We start from the raw sequence: 23,449 nt of genomic DNA, 5'->3' as shown, positions 1-23,449 counted from the left end.
GGTTGCCCCCATGAGTTTTGCCGATTTCCTCAACGCCCCGATCTGCACGCCGCTGGAGTTGCCGGAGGCGGAGTTGGAAGGCCCCAAGCGGTTCTTCAACCGCGAATTGTCGTGGCTGGCGTTCAATTGGCGTGTGTTGGAAGAGGCCGCAAACCCCCGCGTGCCGCTGTTGGAGCGGGTGCGGTTCGTGTCGATCAGTGCGGGAAATCTCGATGAGTTTTATACCGTGCGCGTCGCCGGCCTGCGCGAGTTGGCGCAAGAGGGAAATCTCACGCCCGCCGCCGATGGGCGCACGCCGGCCGAGCAGCTCAAGCTGATCAACGCGGATGCGCGGGCGCTGATGATCCGGCAGCAGGAGGTCTGGATCGGTCTGCGCGCCGAGCTTGAGGCCGAAGGCATCACGGTTGTGGGGCGCGACGCGCTGACCGATGCGGACAAGGCGCATTTGGCCGATATCTTTCTGGAACAGGTGTTCCCGGTGCTGTCGCCGCTGGCCATCGACCCGGCGCATCCGTTTCCGTTCATTTCCAACGAAGGCATCGCGTTGGCCCTGCAGATGAAACGCGACAGGGATGGACGGCAATTGCAGGCGCTGTTGCCGATCCCGGGTCAGATCGACCGCTTCCTGCCGCTGGACGCCGAGGACGGCAAGGCGCGATATCTGCCGTTGGAAGAACTGCTTTTGCTCAACATCAGCGCGCTCTTTCCGGGCTATAAGGTGTCGGGCACGTGCCTGTTCCGGGTGCTCCGGGACAGCGATCTGGAGGTCGAGGAAGAGGCCGAAGATCTGGTTCGGGAATTTGAGACCGCCCTCAAGCGTCGCCGCCGGGGGGAGGTTGTGCGCCTACAGATCAGCGAAGGCGCGCCCGAGAAGCTTGCGACCGAGATCCTCAGAGAGCTGCATGTCAGCGGCGATGAGGTGGTCGAGGTCAGCGGGATGATTGGCCTTGTCTCGTTGAAGGAGCTGGTGACCGACAATCACCCCGACCTTCTGTGGCGGTCCTTCACGCCGCGGGTGCCGGAGCGGGTGCAGGATCATGAAGGCGACATGTTCGCCGCGATCCAGCAAAAGGATATGCTGCTCCACCATCCCTATGAGACGTTCGACATGGTGATCCGCTTTCTGGCGCAGGCCGCGCGGGATCCCAATGTCGTGGCGATCAAGCAGACGCTTTACCGGACCTCCAACGAGTCGCCGATTGTCGAGGCATTGTGTGAGGCGGCGGAAAACGGCAAATCCGTCACCGCGTTGGTGGAGTTGAAGGCGCGGTTCGACGAAGCCGCGAATATCCGGCAATCGCGCAAGCTGGAGCGGTCGGGCGCGCATGTCGTCTATGGGTTCATCAACTACAAGACCCACGCCAAGATCAGCACCGTTGTGCGGCGTGAAGGCGAGCGGCTGGTCACCTACACCCACTACGGTACCGGGAACTACCACCCGATCACGGCGCGGATTTACACGGATCTGAGCCTGTTCACCTGCGATGCAGCGCTTGGGCGGGATGCGACGAAGGTGTTCAATTACATCGGCGGCTATGCGGAGCCGGAGGATCTGGAAAACCTCTCGATCTCGCCGCTGAGCATGAAATCCACGCTGATCGACGGGATCCGGGCTGAGGCGAAACATGCCGGTGATGGCAAGCCCGCGATGATCTGGGCGAAGATGAATTCGTTGATCGAGCCCGATGTCATCGACGCGCTTTACGAGGCGAGCCAGGCCGGGGTGCACATCAACCTGGTGATCCGGGGCATCTGCGGGTTACGGCCCGGGGTTAAGGGGCTGTCGGAGAATATCCGGGTGAAGTCCATTGTGGGCCGGTTTCTTGAACATTCGCGCATCGTGTGCTTCGGAAACGGCCACGGGCTGCCAGCCAAGAAGGCGCGGGTTTACATCAGTTCGGCCGATTGGATGGGGCGCAATCTCAACCGCCGGGTCGAGACCCTGGTGGAATGCACCAACGCCACCGTGAAGGCGCAGATCGTGGGGCAGATCATGGCCGCGAACCTTGCCGATGTGGCGCAAAGCTGGGTGCTGCGCGGGGACGGCACGTTCGACCGCCCGGACCTGTCCGCCATCAGCAATCCGTTTTCGTGTCACCGCTTCTTCATGGAGAATCCGTCGCTGTCGGGTCGCGGCTCGGCGGGGGCGAAAGACGTGCCGGAGTTGACCCACGGCCATGATTGACCGGGGCCGGGGCCGCGTGTCACAACCTTTGTGCATCCGGGCCTGAGGGGAGCACGATCATGGAGGACAGCCACCCCGATTGGGGGCCCTTCGGAGTGCCGCTTTTCGATGGCCCCGAGGCGCGGTCGCTGGCCCGGGTCGGGGTGATCGACATCGGCTCGAACTCGGTCCGGTTCGTGGTTTTCGACGGTGCCGCGCGCTCTCCTGCGTATTACTTCAATGAAAAGATCCTGTGCGGTCTGGGCGCGGGCTTTGCAGAGACCGGGCGGCTCAACGCGGAAGGCCGCGTGCGGGCGTTGGTGGCACTCAAGCGCTTTGCGGCACTGGCGCGGTCGATGAAGGTGCATCCGATGCTAACGGTGGCGACCGCGGCGGTACGCGACGCCGAGGACGGGCCCAGTTTTCAGGCCGCTGTTCTGCGCGAAACGGGGCTGAGCATTCAGATCCTGGATGGCGAAGAAGAGGCGCGGCTGTCGGCACAGGGGGTGCTTTTGGGCTGGCCCGGCGCGCAGGGTCTGATCTGCGATATCGGCGGGTCGTCGATGGAATTGGCCGTGCTGGAGGGCGGCGGCATGGTTGGCGCGCGCAAGACCTCCGCCCTCGGGCCGCTGAAGCTGATGGGGATCAAGGGCGGCAAGAAGGCGATCCGCGCCCATATCCGCGAGCGCATTGCGGAGCTGGTCGCGAATTTCCCGGAACGGCCCAAGCGCCTGTTTCTGGTGGGCGGGTCGTGGCGCGCGATTGCGCGGGTCGACATGATCCGGCGGGATTATCCGCTGAAGGTGCTGCACGAATACCGCATGACGCCCAAAGCGATCATGTCGACGATCAAGCATATCGGGGCCACGGATGTGGATGCGTTGCGGGCGGAGACCGGTAATTCGGCGGAACGGATGCGGTTGGTGCCGTTGGCGGCGTTGGTGCTGAAGGAATTGGTGCGGCAGTTGAAGCCCAAGGAGGTTGCGATCTCAAGCTACGGGATCCGCGAGGGGCTTTTGTACGATCAGATGTCCGCGCAATTGCGCCGTCGCGACCCGTTGATCGAGGCTGCGCGCCATGCGGAGGCCTCTTCGGCGCGGCAGCCCGGGTTTGGCCGCGCGCTTTATCGTTTTGTGGAGCCGCTCTTTTCCGCCGCGCGCCCGGATCAAAAACGCCTGATCCGGGCGGCGTGTCTGCTGCATGATGTGAGCTGGCGCGCGCATCCCGATTATCGGGCGGAGGTGTGTTTCGACAACGCCACGCGCGCCAATCTGGGCGGATTGACCCATGCGGAGCGGGTGTATCTGGGGCTGGCGTTGCTGCATCGGTACAAGTCGAACCGGGCGGGCACGGGGTTCAATGCGGACCTTTTGGACCTGCTGCCGGAAAAGAAGGTCCGAGAGGCCGAAATTCTGGGCCGGGCGATGCGGTTTGGCGCGATGTTTGCGCTTGAGAACCCGGTCGATCATGGCCGGTTGAAACTGCGCCCGAAGCGGCGGGAGTTGATCCTGACGCTGACATCGGACGAGGGACGGAACCTGTTTGGCGAGGTTGCGGAGGCGCGCTTCAAGGCGCTGGCACACGCGATTGAGGCCGAACCCATTGTAAAAGGACAGTATTAGCCGGGTGGTAAGGATTCCCGCAATACAATGCTCCGCACCGATGCCGTACATATCGGTCATCGCCTAGGTTACCCCGACGGAGACTTCGATCATGACTGCCTTAAATGCCATCACATATTCAGCGGTTCTGCTGATCGCGGTGATGTTCATGGTCATGGTGTCTGCCCCTGTCTCGGCCGGAGCATTCTGACGCGATATGTCCCTCAACGTGCGGCGGGCTTCTGTCCCTTGGCCCGCTGCACGCCCCTCGTCCCCAGTTTCGTAACGAGTTGTCTGCGTACCGAGCGGCCCCATGTTCTGGGGCCGCTCGCTTTTCTGCGGCCCGCTGAGACCTGCGTCGTGCAGAGTAGGGAATGCCCCCATATCGACAGCGATGCACGCAGCCTAGGGTGGGTCCAGGAGAGAAGGAGCTGCCCCCATGTCCACGATGAATATCCTGACCGCCACCCTGATCATTCTCATCCTTGCGGCCGGTATCGCCTTGTTCTTCGGCGTGCGGGCGGCCCAAGCCGACGACGCGCCGGCCCCGATTTTCCTCAGCCCTTCAAACGATCACCTCCATCCGACCCATCATCTGTTGGACGACACGCCCTTTTGAGGTGTGGTCGATTGAAACTCCACGCGCGGACGTATCTCTGCCCGCGGCGGGGGGGGGGGGTGGCATATCTGATGTTGTGAGGCTTTTTTCTTTCCCTTAGACGTGTCGGAACCAGTTTTCCAAGGGTTTCAACCGATGCGCCTGAGCCGCTACTTCCTGCCCGTCCTCAAGGAAACGCCCGCCGAGGCGCAGATTGTCAGCCACCGGTTGATGCTGCGTGCGGGCATGATCAAGCAGCAAAGCGCGGGGATCTACTCGTGGCTGCCGCTTGGCTACAAGGTTTTGCGCAACATCGAGCGGATCGTGCACGAGGAGCAAATCCGCGCCGGTCATATCCCGATGTTGATGCCGACCCTGCAGAGCGCGGATTTGTGGAAGAAATCAGGGCGTTACGATGCCTACGGCCCCGAGATGCTGCGCATGACGGACCGCCACGAGCGCGAGATGCTTTATGGTCCCACGAATGAGGAGATGATCACCGATATCGTCGCCAATTACGTGACGTCCTACAAGGCGCTGCCGCTGACGCTGTATCATATCCAGTGGAAATTCCGCGACGAGATGCGGCCGCGGTTCGGCGTCATGCGAGGGCGCGAGTTTTACATGAAGGACGGCTACAACTTTGATTTGACGAAAGAAGATGCGCTGCACGCGTATAATCGTCACCTCGTGAGCTACCTGCGGACCTATGAGCGGATGGGCCTTCAGGCGATCCCGATGCGCGCGGATTCCGGGCCGATCGGCGGCGATGATACGCATGAGTTTCTGGTGCTGGCCGATACGGGCGAGAGCGAGGTTTTCTACGACAGTGAGATCACCGATCTGAAGTTCGGGGACCGCGAGATCGATTATGATGACAAGGGCGCGTGTCAGGCGGTTCTGGAGGAATTCACCAGCCGTTATGCACGCACGGACGAGACCCATGACGCCGCGATGTTCGACGAAATTCCCCAAGAACGTCAAAGGGTTGCGCGGGGGATTGAGGTGGGGCAGATCTTCTATTTCGGGACCAGGTACTCCGAGAGCCTGGGCGCCATGGTTCAGACCGAAGATGGCGGCCGGGTGCCGCTTCATATGGGCTCGCACGGGATCGGGGTGAGCCGCCTTTTGGGCGCGATCATCGAGGCCAGCCACGACGACAACGGCATCATCTGGCCCGAGGGCGTGACGCCGTTCCATTGCGGGATCGTGAACCTCAAACAGGGCGACGATGAGGCCGATGCGGCCTGTGAGGCATTGTATAAGGCATTGGAATCGCACGGACTTGAGCCGCTTTACGATGATCGCAACGAACGTGCGGGCGGCAAGTTCGCGACCATGGACCTGATCGGTTTGCCGTGGCGGATCACGGTGGGTCCGCGGGGCCTGAAAAACGGTGTTGTGGAGCTGACCAGCCGCAAAACGGGCGAGAGCGAGGAGCTGTCTCCCGAGGCCGCCGTGGCCCGTGTGGCCGAGATTTACGCGGCCCACAAACCGGTGAATGCGGGCGTATAGGGTTGGTATAGACGCGGTATAGACCCGGTATATACGCGCGACATCCACAAAATTTTAAGAAATTTGCGCGAAGTTGGCCGCTCGATCAAACCGAGGGGCCAGCGGGATGCACACGAAATTCATCGACAAGTCACCGAACAAGACCGAGCGATACCATCATTACTACATGGTCGATGCGATGCGTCGGTTCGAATACGATATGCACAATGCGATTGCGATGAACGGACGTGTTCCCAACGCATGGCACAATCTAGCGACACAGCGCCAAAGCCCGAAGAAGAAGATTTGCCTCGCGCTCGATGAGGACGTGCTGAAATGGTTCAAGTCGATGGGCCCGAACTACCAGCCACGGATCAACGCCGTGTTGCGCGCGTTCATGCATGCCAAGCTGTTCGGCCTGTTGCAGGGCGACGAGACGCTGGACATGTTCCGGGACCCGATGCATGCGGATATGCCGAAGCCGAAATGGGGCGAAGCGGCGAAACGCATGTCGGGACTTGAGGACGAAATCGCTGGGGACGCCGCCGCCCGGGACGCCAGCGCTGGCGATGATTGTTCGGGTTGAGGCGCAGCGGGGCGTCACCGGCCCCCGAAAACCGCACAGAATAACGCTGGACCCCTTGCCGGACCTTCCGTAGGGTCATTTCGACAACTTGGGAGCTTTTCATGAAATATCTGCTACTTATGGCCAGCGTGCTGGCTGTTTCGGCGTGCGTGTTTGAGCCGACGTCGACCGGGCCGGCGGCGGGCAATACCGGCGGCGGCGATCCGGCTTTGCAGGATACCGGCGCCTGCGTTGATCAGAACGGCAATTTCGCGGCTTGCGATGATGCGGGCACAGGCACGTTCTTTCGCACATCGCCGAGTGACCCGTTCTGCACGGAAGAAGTGGATTCGCGCACCGGGCAAATCGTGAGCCGGATCTGCGCCTGACGGCGGGACGCAGCCACGGATCAGAGCGCAGATGACCCTTGGCGTACGATGGTCAGAGCGCCACACGAATAGGGAGATATCTTGATGAACAAGTTCATTTTGGTCGCGGGCCTTTTGGGTCTTACCGGCTGTGTTGACCCATTGCCCGTGGGCGAAGGTGGACCGTTTGGCACCGTGTCCGGCACGGCGCCGCGTGAGGCGGTGGGGCCGGGGCCGTTCGCCACCGGGGGCAGCACTGGAGGAACCGGGATCGGCACCGCGGTTTCGGAAAACGATCCACGGCTGGCCGAAGGGTTCAGGCGGTTTGATTTCGTTCCTGAGAGCGCCTACGTGGGTGGTCAGGAAGGGGTTGTGATTTTCGTAGCAGAAGTAGACGAAACAACCCGCGGCATATTAAATGAAGACAACGTGTACGGCGTGATTACTCGCCCGGACGAAAATTGTGGTTACTACGTGGATATTTACGGACGCCGTTATGGGAACTGTACTTGAGTAGCGTCAGACAGGCCGAGGCTTGATAGTGCGGTGGCGCGGTTGATCCAAGCGCGTCGCTGTAAGCGTGATGGAGCGGCCTTTTCAGCCCACTCCAGGACGCCAGATCGGCGTAACTGCCAGTTCATTCCGCAATAGAATTTACCGATTACTTGTTCGGCTGCGATGCGCCGCCCTGGTCGAGCGCGTTCAGATCGCGCAGGACATAATCGACATACATCGCGACGTTGCGGTCGTAGTCCTGTTCGGGTTGCGGGTCGGTGCGGCTTTCCACGCCGATGATGCGGAAGCGGTTGCCGTCCTGGATGAAAAGCGGGGAGCCGCTGTCGCCTTGCAGTGTGTCGCATTGGTGGACGAGGACGTTTTCCGGCGCGAGGCCGAGGAAGGGGCAGGAGAGGTTGCCGGTCAGTGTGCCCTGCTGATCATACGAATATCCCGCCTGTAGGATGTCGGGGCCGGTGCCCGATTGCAGGGCCGAGATTTCGGCGGGCGTCAGCAGGCCCACATCCATCCAGCCCAAGCGCTCGCCAAGCGGTTCGGTGAGGTAGACGAAGGCGTAATCGGTGCCTTCCTGTTCGCCGTCGAGGTAGCCCTGCGCGACGTGATAGCCCGCGACCCCGGAGCGCGCGACGTGGTTTCCGTTCTGGAATCCGGCAAGGAATTCGACGGGCGGGGTCACGATTTGCCCGTTTTCCGCGATGCAATGGGCCGAGGTCAGCACGGTCGCGGGGCCGATGAGGGTGGCGGTGCAGGACGCCTCGGACAGGTCGAGAAAGCCGATCATGTTCCACGGCGCGGTGGCCGCGTCGATCACCACGCGGTCGTCATTGCCGAAGAAGGCGCGGTCGAAATTCGGGGCGATGTCCTCGTATTCGGTGATGCTGAGGTCGGCGGCGGGGAAGGTGCCGTTCGGGGCGGAATAGGTGCCGACCCAGATGTTGTAGGCGCCGCCCCGGGGCGTGTCGAAGCGCAGCGCGGGGTTGAGCGCGGTGTAGTCGTCGTTGCAGTGGAACTGGCCGTCGGGCGTGGCCACCAGAAGGACGGTATCGGCGCCGGATTCGACGTAGAAGCTGAGCGGGTAGCCGAGATCGCCATCGGTGAAGTTGAGCCGGAAATCGGGCGCATCGGCGAAATATCCGGCGCAGCGATTGCCGGTCAGTTGATCGGTGTAGGTGGCCAGGTTCGCGCCGCCGGCCTCGACCCGGACGGTGTGGGGGTCGGGTTGGAAGTTGGTGACCAACGAGACCTCGCCATAGGTCGGCGCGCCGAACCCGGTGTCGTCGTCGCCGGGTTTGTGTCCGTCGGCGAGGCCGGGCGTTGCGGCAAGGGCGAGGGTCGTCACGGCGAGAAGCGGGCGCATGGGCAGAGCCTTTGGTTGGGGCATTTGCACCCCAAGGTGGCAATTCGCGGGGGTTGGAGCAAGGATTTTGGCCGCGGGGAAATTCCCGGAGTTGGGAACGGGGGGTGGTTCGGGGGATTGGACGGGCCGGCAGGGTATGGCTGCGGTGGTGGGATTTTTTTGAGTATTTTTGAAACAAGGAAGGGGGTGGCGCGGGCGGTGCCACGGGGCGCGGTTGTGTGAGGGCGGATTTGTGAGTGAGGCGGAAAAAGGGGGAGGGGCGTGCAGGCGCGGGGTCGCTAGATCACCCCTGCAACGCGCGGACCACCGTCTCGCCCTCTTTCGCTGACACCATCGCCTGCGCCGCCGCGTGACTGCCGGCGAGCGTTGTGTAGTAGGGGATCTTGTCCATCAGGGTGACGGAGCGCATGGAGCGGCTGTCTTCGACGGCCTGCGCGCCTTCGGTGGTGTTCATGACCAGCTGCACGCCGCCGTCTTTCATGATGTCCACGATGGTCCGGCCGCCCTCATAGTGTTTGTTGACGGTGTCGGACGGGATGCCCGCCTCGGCGAGGTAGGCGGCGGTGCCCCGGGTGGCGAGGATGGACAAGCCGAGGGTGCGGAGCATTTCGGCGGTTTCCAGAAGCAGGGGGCCTTTGTCGGCCTCCTTGATCGACAGAAAGGCGGTGCCGGTGGTGGGCAGCTCGACGCCCGCGCCCAGTTGCGCCTTGAGAAACGCGCGCGGGAAGGTGCGGTCCCAGCCCATGACTTCGCCGGTGGAGCGCATTTCCGGCCCCAGCAGCGTATCGACACCGGGGAAGCGCGCGAAGGGCAGGACGGCTTCCTTGACCGAATACCACGGCGTGCGGAAATCGGCGAGCGACATCGGATCGCCGGGGATGATCGGCGTGTCTTCGTCGACCGGCACATGGGGTTTGGCGGTGGGGAAGTCGGAGAGCTTTTCGCCCGCCATGAGGCGCGCGGCGATGGAGGCGATGGCGCTGTCGGTGGCCTTGGCGACGAAGGGCACGGTGCGCGAGGCGCGGGGATTGACCTCGATGAGGTAGATCTCGTCTGTGCCGGTGGCCGGATCGGTTTTCACGGCGAACTGGATGTTCATCAGGCCCACGACGTTGAGCGCGCGGGCGAGTGCCTCGGTCTGTCGGATGATCTCGTCCTGCACGGCGGTCGAGAGGGTGTGGGGCGGCAGGGAACAGGCGCTGTCGCCGGAATGCACGCCGGCCTCTTCGATGTGCTGCATGATGCCCGCGACGTGAACGTCGGTGCCGTCACAAAGGGCGTCGACGTCGACCTCGGTGGCGCCGTCGAGGTAGCTGTCGAGCAGGACGGGGCTGTCGCCGGAGACGACGACGGCGTCGCGGATGTAGCGATCGAGCTGGCCCGTATCGCGGACGATTTCCATGGCGCGGCCGCCAAGCACGTAGGAGGGGCGGATCACCAGCGGGTAGCCGAGCGCCTCGGCGGCGGATTTGGCCTGTTCATCGGTGAACGCGATGGCGTTTTCGGGTTGCTTCAGTTGCAGCTGCTGGACGAGGCCCTGGAACCGCTCGCGATCTTCGGCCAGGTCGATGGCGTCGGGCGTGGTGCCGAGGATCGGGATACCGGCCTCTTCCAGCGCGTTGGCAAGTTTCAGGGGCGTCTGGCCGCCGAATTGCACGATCACGCCGTGCAGCGTGCCCTTGTCCTGTTCGACGCGCAGGATTTCGAGGACGTGTTCAAGGGTAAGCGGTTCGAAATAGAGCCGGTCGGAGGTGTCGTAATCGGTGGAGACCGTCTCGGGATTGCAGTTGACCATGATGGTCTCGTAGCCCGCGTCGCTGAGTGCGAAGCAGGCGTGGCAGCAGCAATAATCGAACTCGATCCCTTGCCCGATCCGGTTCGGGCCACCGCCGAGAATGACGACCTTCTTGCGATCGGAGGGGCGGGCTTCGCATTCTGCGTCGCCCATCACGGGGGCCTCGTAGGTGGAATACATGTAGGGGGTTTGCGCCTCGAATTCGGCGGCGCAGGTGTCGATGCGTTTGAACTGCGCGATGACTCCCGCGCCGTGCCGGGCGGTGCGGATTTCGGCCTCGGCGATGCCGGTCAGCGTGGCGAGGCGGGCGTCGGTGAAGCCCATCATCTTCACGCGGCGGAAGTCTTCGGGCGTGGCGAGCATGCCCTGTTCGCGGATGCGGGTTTCCGCGTCGATGATCTCGCGGATGCGGGCGAGGAACCACGGATCGAAGCTGGTGACGGCTTGGATGTCGTCGTCGCCGAGGCCCTCACGCATGGCCTGCGCGATCACGCGGAGGCGGTCGGGGGTTTGCTGGGAAAGGGCCTTGGTGATGGCGGCGGGGTCGGTGCCCATGCCGGGGATCTCGATCTCGTCAAAACCGGTGAGTCCGGTCTCCATCGACGCCAGCGCCTTTTGCATCGACTCGTGGAACGAGCGCCCGATGGCCATGGCCTCGCCCACGGATTTCATCGCGGTCGTCAGGTTCGGCTCGGAGCCGGGAAACTTTTCAAAAGCGAACCTTGGGATTTTCGTCACCACGTAATCTATGGTGGGTTCGAAGGAGGCAGGTGTCACTTTTGTGATGTCGTTGTCGAGTTCATCGAGTGTGTAGCCCACGGCGAGTTTGGCCGCGATCTTGGCGATGGGAAAGCCGGTGGCCTTGGAGGCGAGCGCGGAGGAGCGCGACACGCGCGGGTTCATTTCGATCACAACCATGCGGCCATCGGCGGGGTTCACGGCCCATTGCACGTTGGAGCCGCCCGTCTCCACCCCGATTTCGCGCAGCACGTTGATCGAATGCGTGCGCATGATCTGGTATTCTTTGTCGGTGAGCGTCAGCGCTGGCGCGACGGTGATACTGTCGCCCGTATGCACGCCCATGGGATCGACGTTTTCGATGGAGCAGACGATGATCGCGTTGTCGGCGCGGTCGCGGACGACCTCCATCTCAAACTCTTTCCAGCCCAGAAGCGACTCGTCCACGAGGATCTGACCCACGGGCGAGGCGTCCATGCCGGAGCGGCAGATGGCGACGTAATCGTCGCGGTTGTAGGCCACGCCGCCGCCGGTGCCGCCGAGCGTATAGGCCGGGCGGATGATCGCGGGCAGGCCCACATGTTCGAGCGTTTTCAGCGCGATTGCGACGCCTGCGTCGAGGTCTTTCTTGCCCGCGGCGTCGATGGGGGCGGTGATGATTTCGGCCTTGGGGTTTTCGATGCCGAGCCGGTCCATCGCCTCGCGGAAGAGCTTGCGGTCTTCGGCCATCTCGATGGCGGGACGCTTGGCGCCGATCATCTCGACGCCGAACGTGTCGAGCACGCCCATTTCCTCAAGCGCGAGGGAGGTGTTGAGGCCGGTCTGCCCGCCCATCGTCGGCAGGAGCGCGTCGGGGCGTTCCTTTTCGATGATGCGGGCGACGACATCGGGGGTGATCGGTTCGATGTAGGTGGCGTCGGCCAGTTCGGGGTCGGTCATGATCGTCGCGGGATTGGAGTTGACGAGGATGACGCGGTAGCCCTCTTCGCGCAGCGCCTTGCACGCCTGCGCGCCGGAATAGTCGAATTCGCAGGCCTGCCCGATGACGATGGGGCCCGCGCCGATGATCATGATGGAGTTGATATCGGTTCTTTTCGGCATGGTGTCCCCCGACCAGCTTTGGCCGCCCTTGTGGGGGGCGACCTGCGCGCAAACTGTCGGGGTTATAGTCGGGCGGTTGGTGGGTGCAAGGGGCGGATCGCGCAAATGGGGCGACGGTTGGCCTAGGGCAGCCAGCCGTCCAATGCAGCATCGAGCGCGGGCCAATCGGTGTATTCGCGATCGGTGGCAAGGTCGGTGCCCTTGTCCTGCTTGGCGATGATCCGGCGCATGATCAGCCGGGTGACGATATCGTAATGCGACGGTTTGTAGGCACCGGCCACATGGGTGACGCGGCCCGGGTGCCAGTTGGTGGCATCGCTCAGGTCCTTGAGCGCTGTGTCGAGCCCGCGCCAATCGTCCGCGTCATGGCCAGCGGCGGCCAGCGACACGGCCAGAAACAGGGTGGGCATGAGGTTGAGGTGATCGGCATGGGCCTCGGCGAATTCGGTCAGGGGGCGCTGGTAGTGGCCCGCGTGCAGCGATGCGGCAAGGATCACGCCATCGAAGCGGCTGGGGTCGAGACCTTCGGCCTCGATCAGGGGCACGAGTTCGATGGAATGGCCGTGCTCGACCAGGTAATCCATGGTGTGACGCGCGATCTTGCGCACCTGTCCGTGGGTGCTGGCATAGGCGACAAGGAATTTCATGACGCTCCTCCGTGATGTGGGTGGATGTCGCTATTGAAGCACACGTCACGCGCGGGCACGTTGACGGACGTCAAATGCGCGGGGCCGCGATGACATTTTTCGATCAAATGCGGGAACTTTTGCCGAGCGTCCTAGGTTGTTGCGTTATCTACCCACCCCCAACTGCGCGAGGCCCCCATGACGCAACCCAAAGCCCTCCTTTTCGGTGCCATTGGCACACTTGTCGAAACCTCGGACATGCAGCGTCGGGCGTTCAACGCGGCCTTTGCACAGCTTGGGCTGGATTGGACATGGGGGCGCGAGGCGTATCGCGAGATGCTGCGTACCCCCGGTGGCGCGGCGCGGGTCGCGCATTACGCGGACGCGCGGGGCGAAGAGGTGGACGCCGACGAAGTACACCGCGCCAAGGTGGCCTATTTCCGCGAATTCGCGCGGGAAGGGTTGGAGCCGCGGGCCGGGGTTCGTGAGGTGGTCGAAAGCGCGCGCAGCCTCGGGGTGCGGCTGGGGTTCGCGACGACCACCGGGTCGGATACGGTCGATCTTCTGTTTGACGGGTTGGGCGATGCCTTGCCGCGCGATGTGTTCGATTTTGTAGGCGACGCGGATCTGGTCACCAAAGGCAAGCCGTCGCCGGAGATTTACCGCCTTGCGCTCAGCCACTTCGGCCTTTCGGCGGCGCAGGCCATCGCCATCGAGGACACGCCGGAAAGTGCCGCCGCCCCGATTGCGGCGGGGATCGCAACGGTTGCGTTCCCCGGCGACGCGGCCCGGGGGCGGTCGTTCCCGGTGGAGGTCACGCACAACGTGGACCGGTTGGAGCCGTCGTTCTGCGGTCTGGGGCTGGCGGCGGCGTAAGCGGACGGCGTCAGGGCAGGAAATCGCCCGGATCGACGGCCTCGAACCCGCGCCGGACCTCGAAATGCAGGAATGACGGATCGCCCGGGCCAACCTCGGCCACGGTGGCGCCGCGACTCACGCTGTCGCCGCGGCTGACGCGGATGTTCTGGATATTGGCGTAGACCGTCAGCAATCCGTCGGCATGGCGCACCACGAGGATCGGCACCTGATCGGTGTCCTGGGTGATCGCGGCGACGGTGCCATCGGCGGCGGCGCGCACCGGGGTGCCGGCGCTGGCCGCGATGTCGATGCCTTCGTTGCCCGAGCCATAGCCGCGCAGGATCGAGCCGTCGACCGGGCGGATCAGGCGCGCGTTGGATTGTGCCGGCGCGGCCGGAGCAGGCGCTGCCTCGGCGGCGGGCGCTGCGGCGGTTGTGCCGGTGCCGGTGCCTTCGAGATCGGGCAGGGTCGCGGTTTCGATGCCATCGGGCAGCGGCGAAGACGCCGAGGGCGGCAGCGGTGCCACCGAGGTGCCCGGCGCGGTACCGTCCGTCGCGGCGGCGGTTTCAACCACGATTGGGATCAGCAGGAATTGCCCCTCGCGGACCGCGAGATCGGGGCCAAGGCCGTTCCATTCGGCCAGGCTGCGCACCGACACGCCGTAAAGGCGTGCCACGGAATACGCGGTCTCGCCGCGCGCGATGCGGTGGCGCACGGGTTCCTGACCGGTGGGGATTTGCGGGCCGGACGCAGCGGGACGGGAGGCGTCGGCGGCATCAATCGCGCCGCGCGCAATATTGGCGATGTCACTGTTGCCAGCGCCGGGCCGCGTGCCGCCGTCGATGCGGCGGGGCAGGGCAAGGACTTCGCCATCGCGCAGGGTGTCGGCGGCGGAGCGGCCATTGAAGGCGGCCAGTTCCTCGGCCCCCAGACCGATGCGTGTGGCGACATCGGAGACGGTATCACCGCGGCGGGCCACGGCGACCTGGTAGCTGTCGTAGGAGATCAGGCCCCGGCTGTCGGGGGCGGGCCGTTCGGCGGTGACGGCCGCGCCGCGCGGGGCGTTGGGACGGAAATCGAAATCCCAATCCGGCGGTGCCCCGACACAGGCCGCAAGGGCCAGGGGCGCCAGCAGAAACAGGCTGCGGCGGGCGAATTGAACAAACGGCTGGCGCATGGCGCTCGGACCTTCCTCAGATGTCGGCCTCGTGACGGGCCTTTGCACTTAGTTTTAAGGCGGAGATTACACCGAAACCGGCGAAATCGGAAGGGGGGCGGCGCTCAAAAGCCGGATGCGCGGCGGATTGCCCCTTGGGCAGGGGCGCAAAAGGCTGAGGGAATGCGAAAGACTGTGGTAAGGCGGCGGTGCCAGCGGACGCGGGGACATCATGTCGATAAGCAAAGGAGAGGCTGAAGAAGTCCTCTCGAAGATCACCGATGTGGTGCCCGGCATCATCTATGTGTTCAATCAAAAGACCCAATCGAACGAGTATTCCAACGCCGTGCTCGGTGAGGTCCTGGGGTATTCCGGCGCGGAACTCGGCGCGATGGGTCAGGCATTTTTCCCGCGCGTCTGCCATCCCGATGACCTGCCCGAGATTGCGAAATACTTCGCCGCGATCCAGGAGTTGGACGACGGAGACGTGGTCTCCATCGAATACCGGATGCGCCACAAGGCGGGGCATTGGGTCTGGCTTTTGTCCAACGACACCGTTTTTGACCGCGACACGGATGGCGAGGTGTGGCGCCATATTGGCGTGGCGACCGATATCTCGGCGCAAAAGCGCTCCGAGGCGGCGATTGCGGCAGCACGCGACGAATTGGAGACGATTTTCAACGCCGCCTCCAGCGGGATCATAGCCTTGAACGCGGAGGGGCAGATCGTGCGCATCAATGAGCGCGCGCGGGCGTTGCTTGGCGGGGTCACACGACCGGTCCCGATGGTCTGGCCCGAAGGCGCGCGGTTCATCGATTACGAAACGATGCAGCCGCTCCTGGCCAGCGCGGACCCTTTGAAACGGGCTTTGTTGGGCCATGATCTGCGCGGGGAAACGCATCTGATGCGGGCGCTGTCGGAGACGGAGGAGGCGCGTTACGTGCGGGTGTCGAACGCGCGGCCCAAGCACGATTTACCAGGCATTCACACGGTTCTTGTGCTGGACGATGTCTCCAACGAGGAGCGCAATCGGCAGGTGATCGAGCGCAAGGGGCGGTTGGATGCGCTGGGGCAGCTGACCGGTGGTATCGCGCATGATTTCAATAACTTGCTGGCGGCATTGCTGTATTCCGTCGAATTGGCGGCGCGTTCGGATGACCCGCAGGAGCGGGCGACGTATCTCGAGACCGCGCAGCAATCGATCCAGAATGGCGCAGCGCTGACGGCGCGGCTTCTGGCCTTTGCGCGGCGGCAGCCGGGGCGGGCCAGTGTGAAGTCCACGCAGGAGGTGTTCGACGCATTCGCGCGGTTGGTCCGCCCGATGCTGGAGGCGCATTTCGAGATTGATCTGGCGGTGTCGGACCCAGATCTTCGGCATCTGTGCGACCAGGCGCAGCTTGAAACGGCGTTGATGAACCTGGTGCTGAACGCGCGCGACGCGATGCTGCGCTCGGGCAAAGGCAACCGGATCCGCATTCGCGCCCGCGCGGTGCGCTCCACCGATCAGGATCTCGAAGACCGACAGGATCAGACCAGCGCCGAGAGCGGCGCGCGCTTTCGCTACGTGGAGATCAGTGTCGCGGACAACGGGCCGGGCATGGATGAGGAGACGTTGGCGCGCAGCACCGATCCGTTTTTCACCACCAAGCAGAGCAATTCCGGCACCGGGTTGGGCCTGGCGATTGTGTATGGGTTCATCCGGCAGGCCGACGGCGATCTGCGCATCTATTCCGAGGAAGGCGTCGGCACCACGGTGCAGATGACCCTGCCGCGCGGCACCTCGCAGGGCGCGCGGGAGGCGGCGGTGCCGCCGGAGGATATACCGGCCGGGACCGGGGAGCTGATCCTTCTGGTGGAGGATGAGTACATGTTGCTGTCGACGATGACGGATGTGCTGGAAGGCCTGGGTTATGGGGTGATCGGGGCCACATCGGGGCAGGAGGCGCTGGCGATCGCGGAGGGCGGAGAGCGGTTCGATCTGTTGATGACGGATGTGGTCATGCCGGGCGCGTTCGGGGGCTTTGAGCTGGCGCGCCGGGTGCGCGAACGCTTTGCGCAGATGCCGGTGATCTACATGTCGGGCTACACCGGGTTCACGTTGCAGGAGATGGGCGAGGTGCAGGCGCCGCTGTTGCAAAAGCCCACGGCACCGACGGAACTGGCGCAGGCGGTGGCGGCCGCGCTGGCCGGGGCGCGGGCGGCGGGTTAGGCGGCCCGGCTGCCGGGCCGCGATCAGTCGCGCGCAACGCCTTCCATCAAGGGGACGAAGCGGACCGGCATGATCTCGTCATAGTCGAAGCCGGTTTCGGTACGGGTCACCTTGATCAGGCTTTGCACGGTGTCGGATTGGCCCACGGGCACCACCATGACACCGCCGGGTTTGAGTTGCCCCATGAGCGGCCCGGGCGGATCTTCGGCGGCGGCCGTCACGAGGATCCGGTCGAACGGGCCCTGTTCGGGCAGGCCATAGGAGCCGTCGCCGGTGATGACGGTGATGTTGGCGAGGCCTTCGCGGGTGAAGGCCAGCTCGGCCTCGCGGGTGAGGTTGCGGTGCCGGTCCACGGTATAGACCCGGCGGGCCAGCTGCGACAGGATCGCGGCCTGATAGCCCGAGCCGGTGCCGACTTCGAGCACGGTATCGCGCGGCTGCACGTCGAGCGCCTGGGTCATCAGGCCCACCACGGAGGGCTGGCTGATGGTCTGGCCGGACGCGATGGGCAGCGGCATGTCCTCGTAGGCGCGGTCGGCGAAGTGACCGCGCACGTAATCGCCGCGGTCGATCTTTTCCATCGCGGTCAGAACGCGGGCATCGGTGATCCCCTTCTGGCGGAGCTGAAACAGGAACTGCATCTTGCGTTCCGCGTCATAGCCCCGGCCATCCGTCATTCCACGGCGGCCTTCAGGTCGGCGAGGCGGTCTCGCGCGGTCAGGTCGGCCTGCATCGGCGTGACCGAAATGTAGCCGTCGATATTGACCGTCGCGTCGGTGTCGGGCCCGGAAGAGACGTTCTGCGGATTGCCGGTGATCCAGAGGAACTTGCGCCCGTTCGGCGCGATATCGGCCTTCATGCCCATGCCGCGCTGCCCCTCACGGAAGCCTTGCGCGACAACGCGGGTGCCTTTGACGTCCGCCGCCGGGCAGGGCGGGAAATTGACGTTGTAAAACAGCTTGTAAGGGCTGCTGTCGAAGGCACCGGGCGCGGCGAGGATCTTGCGGATCACATCGGCGCCGTGGGTGGCGGCGGCCTCGAACGAATTGTCCAGGGTCAGGTTTGCGGGGCCGTAGTATTGCGACAGGGCGATGGCGGGCACGCCCTGGATCGCGGCCTCGATCGCAGCGCCGATGGTGCCGGAATAAAGCGTGTTTTCGGCGGAATTGTTGCCCTTGTTCACCCCCGACAGGATCAGGTCGGGCGGCGCCTCCTTCATCACCTCGTGCAGAGCTGCGATGACGCAATCGGCAGGCGAGCCTTCGGCGGCGAAGCGCTGCGGTCCGAATTCGGAGATCAGCGTGGGATGAACATAGGAGATGCAATGGCCGACGCCCGATTGCTCGAACGCGGGCGCGACGGTCCAGACATTATCTTCGCCCGCAAGCTCGGCTGCGATGGCGTGCAGGACCTTGAGGCCGGGGGCGTTGATGCCGTCGTCGTTTGTGATGAGAATACGCATGGGCGCGGTGTATCGGGTGGCGTCGGGGGCGTCCAGCGGTGGTGTGGGCGAAGGTGTCGGCTTGTGTGCGGCGAAGGGCCCACCCGCCCGCCTCCGTCCGCCGCACACACGCCCGTGCGGCACGATGTGAGAGGTTTGCCTGGCAAATGGAGGGACCTTCCGCGCGGCGTCAGGCCCGGGCGGCATCGATCCGGCGGCCGAGGCCGATGGCGATCAGCAGGAGCGCTCCGAGTGCGGCAGATGTGGCGAAGGCGGGAAAGATGTTCCAGTTCGCGATCATGGTGCCGGTGAGCGCCCAGATGACGGCGCCGGGATAGGCGAGGGTGGGCGTCTTGCGGGTGATGACCACGGCGGCGATGAGGGCGATGGCGAGAGCGACCCAGCTTGCCGAGATCCGCGATCCGATGTCGTACCCTGCCGCGACGGTGGCCGCCGCGACAAAGGATGCGGCGGTGAGCCAGCCGGTATAGAGGCCGATGGGGGCGATGGCGAAGCCCGGGTCGGTTTGCGGTGCTTTCAACAGGGCGATGAGCGCCGTGGCCCACATGGCGAAGATCATCACGGTGGCGGGCACCGGGGCGGCGAGCGCCACGGGGATCCATGCGGCACCGAGCGCCATGGATGCGATGAGCCAGGGGCGGTGCGGGGCCCAGTCGGGGTCATTGCCGTGTTTGACGAGCCCGTAGCCCGCGCTTGCAATGAGCCAGAGATAGATCACGCCCCAAATCGCGAAGGCGTAACCAGAGGGTTGGATCGGCAGGCGTCCGACCGGGTTCGGCAGATGAGCGGGATCGAACCCGGTGAAGGGTTCGGTGAAGACCGGCACCAGCGCGAAGGTGAAGGCTGCGACGAGGGTGAGGAGAGCGAGAAGGCGGTGCATGTGCGCCCCCTTACTGCAGCGTGGCCGCGCGGGCCAGCCTTGCCCTCACATCCGGCGCGCGACTGCTGCGCTTGCAAAGGCCACCATCAGGCAAGCACCCGTCGCCGCGCCCCATGCGAAGCCGGAAGGCCAGTTCGCAACAGCGATCCCGACCGCAGCCCAGACAACCGCGATGGGGTAGGTCCAGGTCCACACACGCCAGTTGATGAGCGCTGCCATCACGATCGCCAAGGGAAGGGCGATCCAGCTGGCCAGTTGCGGCGACGTGATCCCGTATCCGGCGGCGAGGGTGGCGAGGGACACGAAGCTGGCTGCCGTGAGCCAGCCCGCGTAGAGCCCGATGGGCCAACGCGCCCATACGCGTTCGATCAGGGGCGCCTTTTGCAGGGCGACGAGCGCGGTCAGAAGCATGATGACGATCAGAACGCTGGCCCAGATCGGCGAGGCGTTGGCGACAGGGATCCACGCAGCGCCGATGGCCAGCGAGGCGAATAACCATGGGCGGTGGTCCGTCCATCGGGCATCGTCGTCACGTTTGAGCAGGCCGTATCCCGTCGAAGCGATGAGCCAAAGGTAGATTGGTCCCCAGATCGAAAAGGCCCATCCGGCGGGCTGGATCGGCAGGGTGTCGACGGGAACGGGGAAGCGGTCGGCGTCGAACCCACCGAAGGGATTGGCGAAAACCGGCACGATTGCGAAGGCGATCGCGGCGGTCAGGCACAGGATGGCCCAAAGGCGGGCGCGATCGGTCTGGGCGGGCACATGCATATAGGTCATGTCTCGCAAACGCGCGGAACGCTGAATGGTTCCGCCGCTGCGTCAGGCGAGCGTGCCGTCCGCTTCGATCCGGGTTTTGCCGCCCAGATAGGGGTGCAGCGCCTCGGGGAGGGTGACGGAGCCGTCTTCCTGTTGGCCGTTCTCGAGCACCGCGATCAGGCAGCGGCCGACGGCGAGGCCGGAGCCGTTGAGGGTGTGGACGAATTCTGGCTTGCCGCCGCCCTCGGGCTTGAAGCGGGCGTTCATGCGGCGGGCCTGGAACGCGCCGCAAGTGGAGACGGAGCTGATCTCGCGATAGGTGTTCTGACCGGGTAGCCAGGCTTCGATATCGAAGGTCCGCGTCGCGCCGAAGCCCATGTCGCCGGTGCACAGCACAATGGTGCGGTAGGGGATGCCGAGACGGTCGAGGATGCCCTCGGCGCAATCCAACATACGGCGTTGTTCTTCATCGCTTTTATCGGGATGGGTGACGGAGACCATCTCGACCTTCTCGAACTGATGCTGGCGCAGCATTCCGGCGGTGTCACGGCCCGCGGAGCCGGCCTCGGAGCGGAAGCAGAGGGAGTGCGCGGTGTAGCGGCGCGGGAGATAGCTTTCCTCGACGGTTTCGCCCGCGACGATGTTCGTCAGGCTGACCTCGGAGGTGGGGATGAGCCACCAGCCGTTGGTGGTTTGATAGCTGTCTTCGCCGAACTTCGGAAGCTGGCCGGTGCCGTACATGGTCTCGTTGCGGACGAGGACGGGGGCATTGACTTCGGTGAGGCCGTTTTCGGTGGTGTGGACGTCGAGCATGAACTGCGCAAGCGCGCGGTGCAAACGGGCGATGGCGCCGCTCAGAAGGACGAAGCGGGCGCCGGATAGTTTGGCGGCGGTTTCGAAATCCATCGACGGTTTGACAGCGGGAATATCGAAATGTTCCAAGGGCTTGAAGGCAAATTCGCGCGGCGTGCCGCGGCGGTGTAACTCGACGTTGTCGTCTTCACTGTCGCCGTCGGGAATATCGGCGGCGGGCAGGTTCGGGATGGCCTCCAGAATGGCGGTCAATTCGGCGTCGCGGGCGCGGGCCTCGTCTTCGAGACGGGCAATCTCGGCCTTCTTGTCGGCCACCAGCGCGCGGAGACGTTCGAACTCGGCCTCATCACCGGAAGCCTTTGCTTTGCCTACGTTTTTCGAGGCGGCATTGCGGTCGGCCAGAGCCGTTTCAGCGGCGGTTATGGCGGCGCGGCGGGCTTCGTCAAGGGCCAGAATGTCGGCGGACATCGGCGCGAGATCCCGGCGCGAGAGGGCCGCGTCGAAGGCGGCTGGATTGTCGCGGATCATGCGGATGTCATGCATGGGTCTGGCCCTCCGGATGTGGTTGCTGGGGCGGGGTATGCCAGAGGGGGAAAGGCGGGGAAAGGGGGTGAGTGGCGGTTCGGCTGTAAGCCGATGGAACGTCCAGTGGACGTTTCAAGCCGCGAACGGGCGGAGCCCCGGATCGGACGTATAGACTTGGTATAGATCACGTATAGCTTTGGTATATATCCGATCTGCGCACAGAACTGCGGCCATGGCGGGGCTTCTGTGCGGAGGGGCCTAGGGGCGGTAATCGGGGGCGATGGTGACGGGCGGGTTGAGAGAGGCGGCCCAGGCGCGCCATTGGGTGACGAAGTCTTGGCCGGTGAAATTGCCGGTCTGGACCCAATGGATGGGCACTCTGTCAGGGAGCATAAAGGAGAAGACGATGATATCGTCCCAATTGGGACGAAATATTTCGAGTGAGGTACCTTTAACAAATCTAATTGCAGCGCCGCGCAGATTTGCTTCCTTCAAATTTGTGCTTCCATTCCATCTTGTACCGTTGAGATCAGAGCCCTCCAAATCCGCAAATGACAAGTAGGCTCCTTGCAAGTCTGCCGCAAAGAAACTCGCACCGCGAAGATCCGCTGCTTCAAGGTACGCGCCTTGCAATTGCGTCCCATTAAAATTCGCGCCTTGTGCTTTTACCCCTTCTAGGTTCGCTTGTTGTAGCTCCGAATGGTATAGGTTCGCTCCTTTGATCGACACATCAATGAGCTTCGCTGCCGTCAACTGTGAATAACTGAGGTTTGCCCCTTGCAACTGCGCCATGCTTAGATCCGTCCCTTGCAGCGCAGCGTTGGCGAGGTTCGCCCCCTCAAATTGCGTCAGGAACAGCTTTGCCCCCTGCAGTTTCGAACCACTACAATTCGTACCACAAAACGTGAGTAGGTGGAGGTCGAAGCCTTGCAGGTTGCAGCGGCGGAGGTCGATGTTGGTGGGGTTGAAGTCTTTGCGCTTGGCCTCTTCGTGAGGATTGATGCGACCCAGGCTTTGGGCAGCGCGGTGCATGTCGGGGCGGATGGGTTCGAGTTTGTTGGCCCATTCGCGGAGGGCTTCGGGTTCGGCTTCTTTCGGAGGGTCTTGCGGCGGGTAAGCGCGACTGAGTTCCTGAACGTAGATCGAGAGCATGCGGGCGATGCGCTGGGCTGGGGGATAGTCGTCGCGCGCCATGGCCTCGATGGCGAGGCCTTCGAGCCGGTCGATGGCGGCGGCGCGGGTGACGAGGTCGTCTTCCCATTCGGTCAGGATGGATTCATTGCCGTCTTTGTCGGCAGATGGGCGTGTGACCGTGCGTCGTGCGGCGAGGTCCTGGGCGGCGGCGTTGATCTTGTCGTTGAAGAGAGCGTCTTCACGGATCGCTGTTTGGCGGCGGGTTTCATCCAGATTGCTTTGGGCGACCATCGAGCGCCAGATGAGGAACGGCGCGCCGAGAAGGGCGACGAGAAGAGTGCCGAGGCCAAGGGCACGGGCGATGTTTGCGTCGTCGGGCAGCCCGGTCAGCACGGTCTCGGAAATGATGCGGAAGGCGGCGGCGAGGGCGAGGAAGAACAAGACCGCGAAGGTCAGCAGCACCGCGCCGATGATGATCTGTTCGAGCGGAGCAAGGTCCATCGTCTTGAACCAGCGGTTCACGAAGCTTTGCCCCGTCGACTTCGTATCGGATCGCACTGCGCGGGCTTGGTTGAAGGCGCGACTGATCGCAAGCGCCAGAAGCGCGAGCATCAGTACGATGGGGAGCGCCTCGGCGAGGATGAAGGTTTGGTTAAGCCAGTCGGTCATCCCCGGCACTGTCGGCGGGATTTGGTTTTGTCGCAAGGGGTTGTGCGGGGGCGATGACTCCGCG

The 23,449-nt window shown here is 63.9% G+C and carries 19 protein-coding genes; 9 read left to right on the top strand and 10 right to left on the bottom strand.

The genetic code is table 11. The features are described from left to right. The first annotated feature begins 10 nt into the window (after positions 1 to 10). From V8J83_RS18210 to V8J83_RS18180, 7 genes are all read left to right on the top strand, one after another. Positions 11 to 2,185, top strand: a complete 2,175-nt coding sequence (locus tag V8J83_RS18210; RefSeq protein WP_339987921.1) for an RNA degradosome polyphosphate kinase — start codon at positions 11 to 13, stop codon at positions 2,183 to 2,185. A gap of 59 nt (positions 2,186 to 2,244) precedes the next feature. After that, positions 2,245 to 3,786 carry a Ppx/GppA family phosphatase gene (locus V8J83_RS18205; protein ID WP_339987920.1) on the top strand — a complete coding sequence of 514 codons (1,542 nt, stop codon included), beginning with the start codon at positions 2,245 to 2,247 and terminating at the stop codon, positions 3,784 to 3,786. A gap of 418 nt (positions 3,787 to 4,204) precedes the next feature. After that, on the top strand, positions 4,205 to 4,384 hold the full coding sequence (locus tag V8J83_RS18200) for a hypothetical protein (RefSeq protein ID WP_339987919.1): 180 nt from the start codon (positions 4,205 to 4,207) through the stop codon (positions 4,382 to 4,384). A gap of 135 nt (positions 4,385 to 4,519) precedes the next feature. Continuing rightward, the gene (gene proS, locus V8J83_RS18195) at positions 4,520 to 5,878 is read left to right on the top strand and encodes a proline--tRNA ligase (RefSeq protein ID WP_339987917.1); all 1,359 of its coding nucleotides are present in this window, start codon (positions 4,520 to 4,522) and stop codon (positions 5,876 to 5,878) included. 106 nt (positions 5,879 to 5,984) lie between these two features. After that, positions 5,985 to 6,443: a BrnA antitoxin family protein gene (locus V8J83_RS18190; protein WP_339987916.1), complete on the top strand. Its 459-nt coding sequence runs from the start codon at positions 5,985 to 5,987 to the stop codon at positions 6,441 to 6,443. A 101-nt stretch (positions 6,444 to 6,544) separates the two neighbouring features. Next, on the top strand, positions 6,545 to 6,811 hold the full coding sequence (locus V8J83_RS18185) for a hypothetical protein (protein WP_339987915.1): 267 nt from the start codon (positions 6,545 to 6,547) through the stop codon (positions 6,809 to 6,811). Between the two features lie 84 nt (positions 6,812 to 6,895). Continuing rightward, entirely contained in the window at positions 6,896 to 7,303 is a 408-nt protein-coding gene (locus tag V8J83_RS18180) for a hypothetical protein (protein WP_339987914.1), read from the top strand. A 148-nt stretch (positions 7,304 to 7,451) separates the two neighbouring features. On the opposite strand, the gene V8J83_RS18175 is transcribed toward V8J83_RS18180, so the two are convergent. From V8J83_RS18175 to V8J83_RS18165, 3 genes are all read right to left on the bottom strand, one after another. After that, the gene (locus V8J83_RS18175) at positions 7,452 to 8,663 is read right to left on the bottom strand and encodes a trypsin-like serine peptidase (RefSeq protein WP_339987913.1); all 1,212 of its coding nucleotides are present in this window, start codon (positions 8,661 to 8,663) and stop codon (positions 7,452 to 7,454) included. 283 nt (positions 8,664 to 8,946) lie between these two features. Next, entirely contained in the window at positions 8,947 to 12,297 is a 3,351-nt protein-coding gene (gene carB / locus V8J83_RS18170) for a carbamoyl-phosphate synthase large subunit (RefSeq protein ID WP_339987912.1), read from the bottom strand. A 122-nt stretch (positions 12,298 to 12,419) separates the two neighbouring features. Then, a complete protein-coding gene (locus V8J83_RS18165; RefSeq protein WP_339987911.1) occupies positions 12,420 to 12,944 on the bottom strand; it encodes a flavodoxin domain-containing protein in 525 nt (174 codons plus the stop codon). A gap of 177 nt (positions 12,945 to 13,121) precedes the next feature. Here V8J83_RS18165 and V8J83_RS18160 point away from each other — a divergent pair, with 177 nt between their 5' ends. Next, positions 13,122 to 13,799, top strand: a complete 678-nt coding sequence (locus tag V8J83_RS18160; protein WP_339987910.1) for an HAD family hydrolase — start codon at positions 13,122 to 13,124, stop codon at positions 13,797 to 13,799. A 10-nt stretch (positions 13,800 to 13,809) separates the two neighbouring features. Here V8J83_RS18160 and V8J83_RS18155 read toward each other — a convergent pair whose 3' ends face one another. Further along, positions 13,810 to 14,958, bottom strand: coding sequence for a peptidoglycan DD-metalloendopeptidase family protein (locus V8J83_RS18155; protein ID WP_339987909.1), 1,149 nt, complete (start codon positions 14,956 to 14,958; stop codon positions 13,810 to 13,812). Between the two features lie 211 nt (positions 14,959 to 15,169). Between V8J83_RS18155 and V8J83_RS18150 the strand changes: the two genes are divergently transcribed. Further along, entirely contained in the window at positions 15,170 to 17,146 is a 1,977-nt protein-coding gene (locus V8J83_RS18150; protein ID WP_339987908.1) for a hybrid sensor histidine kinase/response regulator, read from the top strand. 23 nt (positions 17,147 to 17,169) lie between these two features. On the opposite strand, the gene V8J83_RS18145 is transcribed toward V8J83_RS18150, so the two are convergent. The 6 genes from V8J83_RS18145 to V8J83_RS18120 form a co-directional block, all read right to left on the bottom strand. Continuing rightward, entirely contained in the window at positions 17,170 to 17,823 is a 654-nt protein-coding gene (locus V8J83_RS18145) for a protein-L-isoaspartate(D-aspartate) O-methyltransferase (RefSeq protein ID WP_339987907.1), read from the bottom strand. Continuing rightward, a complete protein-coding gene (gene surE / locus V8J83_RS18140) occupies positions 17,820 to 18,608 on the bottom strand; it encodes a 5'/3'-nucleotidase SurE (RefSeq protein WP_339987906.1) in 789 nt (262 codons plus the stop codon). Before surE ends, V8J83_RS18145 begins: the two co-directional genes overlap by 4 nt. Before the next feature lie 169 nt (positions 18,609 to 18,777). Then, positions 18,778 to 19,488, bottom strand: coding sequence for a TspO-related membrane protein (locus tag V8J83_RS18135; RefSeq protein ID WP_339987904.1), 711 nt, complete (start codon positions 19,486 to 19,488; stop codon positions 18,778 to 18,780). A 45-nt stretch (positions 19,489 to 19,533) separates the two neighbouring features. Further along, positions 19,534 to 20,265, bottom strand: a complete 732-nt coding sequence (locus tag V8J83_RS18130; protein ID WP_339987903.1) for a TspO-related membrane protein — start codon at positions 20,263 to 20,265, stop codon at positions 19,534 to 19,536. A 42-nt stretch (positions 20,266 to 20,307) separates the two neighbouring features. Further along, positions 20,308 to 21,600 carry a serine--tRNA ligase gene (serS, locus tag V8J83_RS18125; protein ID WP_339987902.1) on the bottom strand — a complete coding sequence of 431 codons (1,293 nt, stop codon included), beginning with the start codon at positions 21,598 to 21,600 and terminating at the stop codon, positions 20,308 to 20,310. A 240-nt stretch (positions 21,601 to 21,840) separates the two neighbouring features. Beyond that, on the bottom strand, positions 21,841 to 23,385 hold the full coding sequence (locus V8J83_RS18120; protein ID WP_339987901.1) for a pentapeptide repeat-containing protein: 1,545 nt from the start codon (positions 23,383 to 23,385) through the stop codon (positions 21,841 to 21,843). Positions 23,386 to 23,449: the final 64 nt, after the last annotated feature.

It is taken from the genome of Gymnodinialimonas ulvae (assembly GCF_037543845.1).
GTDB classification, from domain to species: domain Bacteria; phylum Pseudomonadota; class Alphaproteobacteria; order Rhodobacterales; family Rhodobacteraceae; genus Gymnodinialimonas; species Gymnodinialimonas ulvae.
Note: the sequence above shows the minus strand (reverse complement) of the source record. Positions and strands in the feature narration are given on the sequence as shown.

What these genes read in the sequence shown, in the direction of transcription:
- V8J83_RS18210 (WP_339987921.1), top strand. Translation starts at nt 11, where the DNA reads ATGAGTTTTGCCGATTTCCTCAACGCCCCGATCTGCACGCCGCTGGAG.
- V8J83_RS18205 (WP_339987920.1), top strand. Translation starts at nt 2,245, where the DNA reads ATGGAGGACAGCCACCCCGATTGGGGGCCCTTCGGAGTGCCGCTTTTC.
- V8J83_RS18200 (WP_339987919.1), top strand. Translation starts at nt 4,205, where the DNA reads ATGTCCACGATGAATATCCTGACCGCCACCCTGATCATTCTCATCCTT.
- proS (WP_339987917.1), top strand. Translation starts at nt 4,520, where the DNA reads ATGCGCCTGAGCCGCTACTTCCTGCCCGTCCTCAAGGAAACGCCCGCC.
- V8J83_RS18190 (WP_339987916.1), top strand. Translation starts at nt 5,985, where the DNA reads ATGCACACGAAATTCATCGACAAGTCACCGAACAAGACCGAGCGATAC.
- V8J83_RS18185 (WP_339987915.1), top strand. Translation starts at nt 6,545, where the DNA reads ATGAAATATCTGCTACTTATGGCCAGCGTGCTGGCTGTTTCGGCGTGC.
- V8J83_RS18180 (WP_339987914.1), top strand. Translation starts at nt 6,896, where the DNA reads ATGAACAAGTTCATTTTGGTCGCGGGCCTTTTGGGTCTTACCGGCTGT.
- V8J83_RS18175 (WP_339987913.1), bottom strand. Translation starts at nt 8,663, where the DNA reads ATGCGCCCGCTTCTCGCCGTGACGACCCTCGCCCTTGCCGCAACGCCC.
- carB (WP_339987912.1), bottom strand. Translation starts at nt 12,297, where the DNA reads ATGCCGAAAAGAACCGATATCAACTCCATCATGATCATCGGCGCGGGC.
- V8J83_RS18165 (WP_339987911.1), bottom strand. Translation starts at nt 12,944, where the DNA reads ATGAAATTCCTTGTCGCCTATGCCAGCACCCACGGACAGGTGCGCAAG.
- V8J83_RS18160 (WP_339987910.1), top strand. Translation starts at nt 13,122, where the DNA reads ATGACGCAACCCAAAGCCCTCCTTTTCGGTGCCATTGGCACACTTGTC.
- V8J83_RS18155 (WP_339987909.1), bottom strand. Translation starts at nt 14,958, where the DNA reads ATGCGCCAGCCGTTTGTTCAATTCGCCCGCCGCAGCCTGTTTCTGCTG.
- V8J83_RS18150 (WP_339987908.1), top strand. Translation starts at nt 15,170, where the DNA reads ATGTCGATAAGCAAAGGAGAGGCTGAAGAAGTCCTCTCGAAGATCACC.
- V8J83_RS18145 (WP_339987907.1), bottom strand. Translation starts at nt 17,823, where the DNA reads ATGACGGATGGCCGGGGCTATGACGCGGAACGCAAGATGCAGTTCCTG.
- surE (WP_339987906.1), bottom strand. Translation starts at nt 18,608, where the DNA reads ATGCGTATTCTCATCACAAACGACGACGGCATCAACGCCCCCGGCCTC.
- V8J83_RS18135 (WP_339987904.1), bottom strand. Translation starts at nt 19,488, where the DNA reads ATGCACCGCCTTCTCGCTCTCCTCACCCTCGTCGCAGCCTTCACCTTC.
- V8J83_RS18130 (WP_339987903.1), bottom strand. Translation starts at nt 20,265, where the DNA reads ATGACCTATATGCATGTGCCCGCCCAGACCGATCGCGCCCGCCTTTGG.
- serS (WP_339987902.1), bottom strand. Translation starts at nt 21,600, where the DNA reads ATGCATGACATCCGCATGATCCGCGACAATCCAGCCGCCTTCGACGCG.
- V8J83_RS18120 (WP_339987901.1), bottom strand. Translation starts at nt 23,385, where the DNA reads ATGACCGACTGGCTTAACCAAACCTTCATCCTCGCCGAGGCGCTCCCC.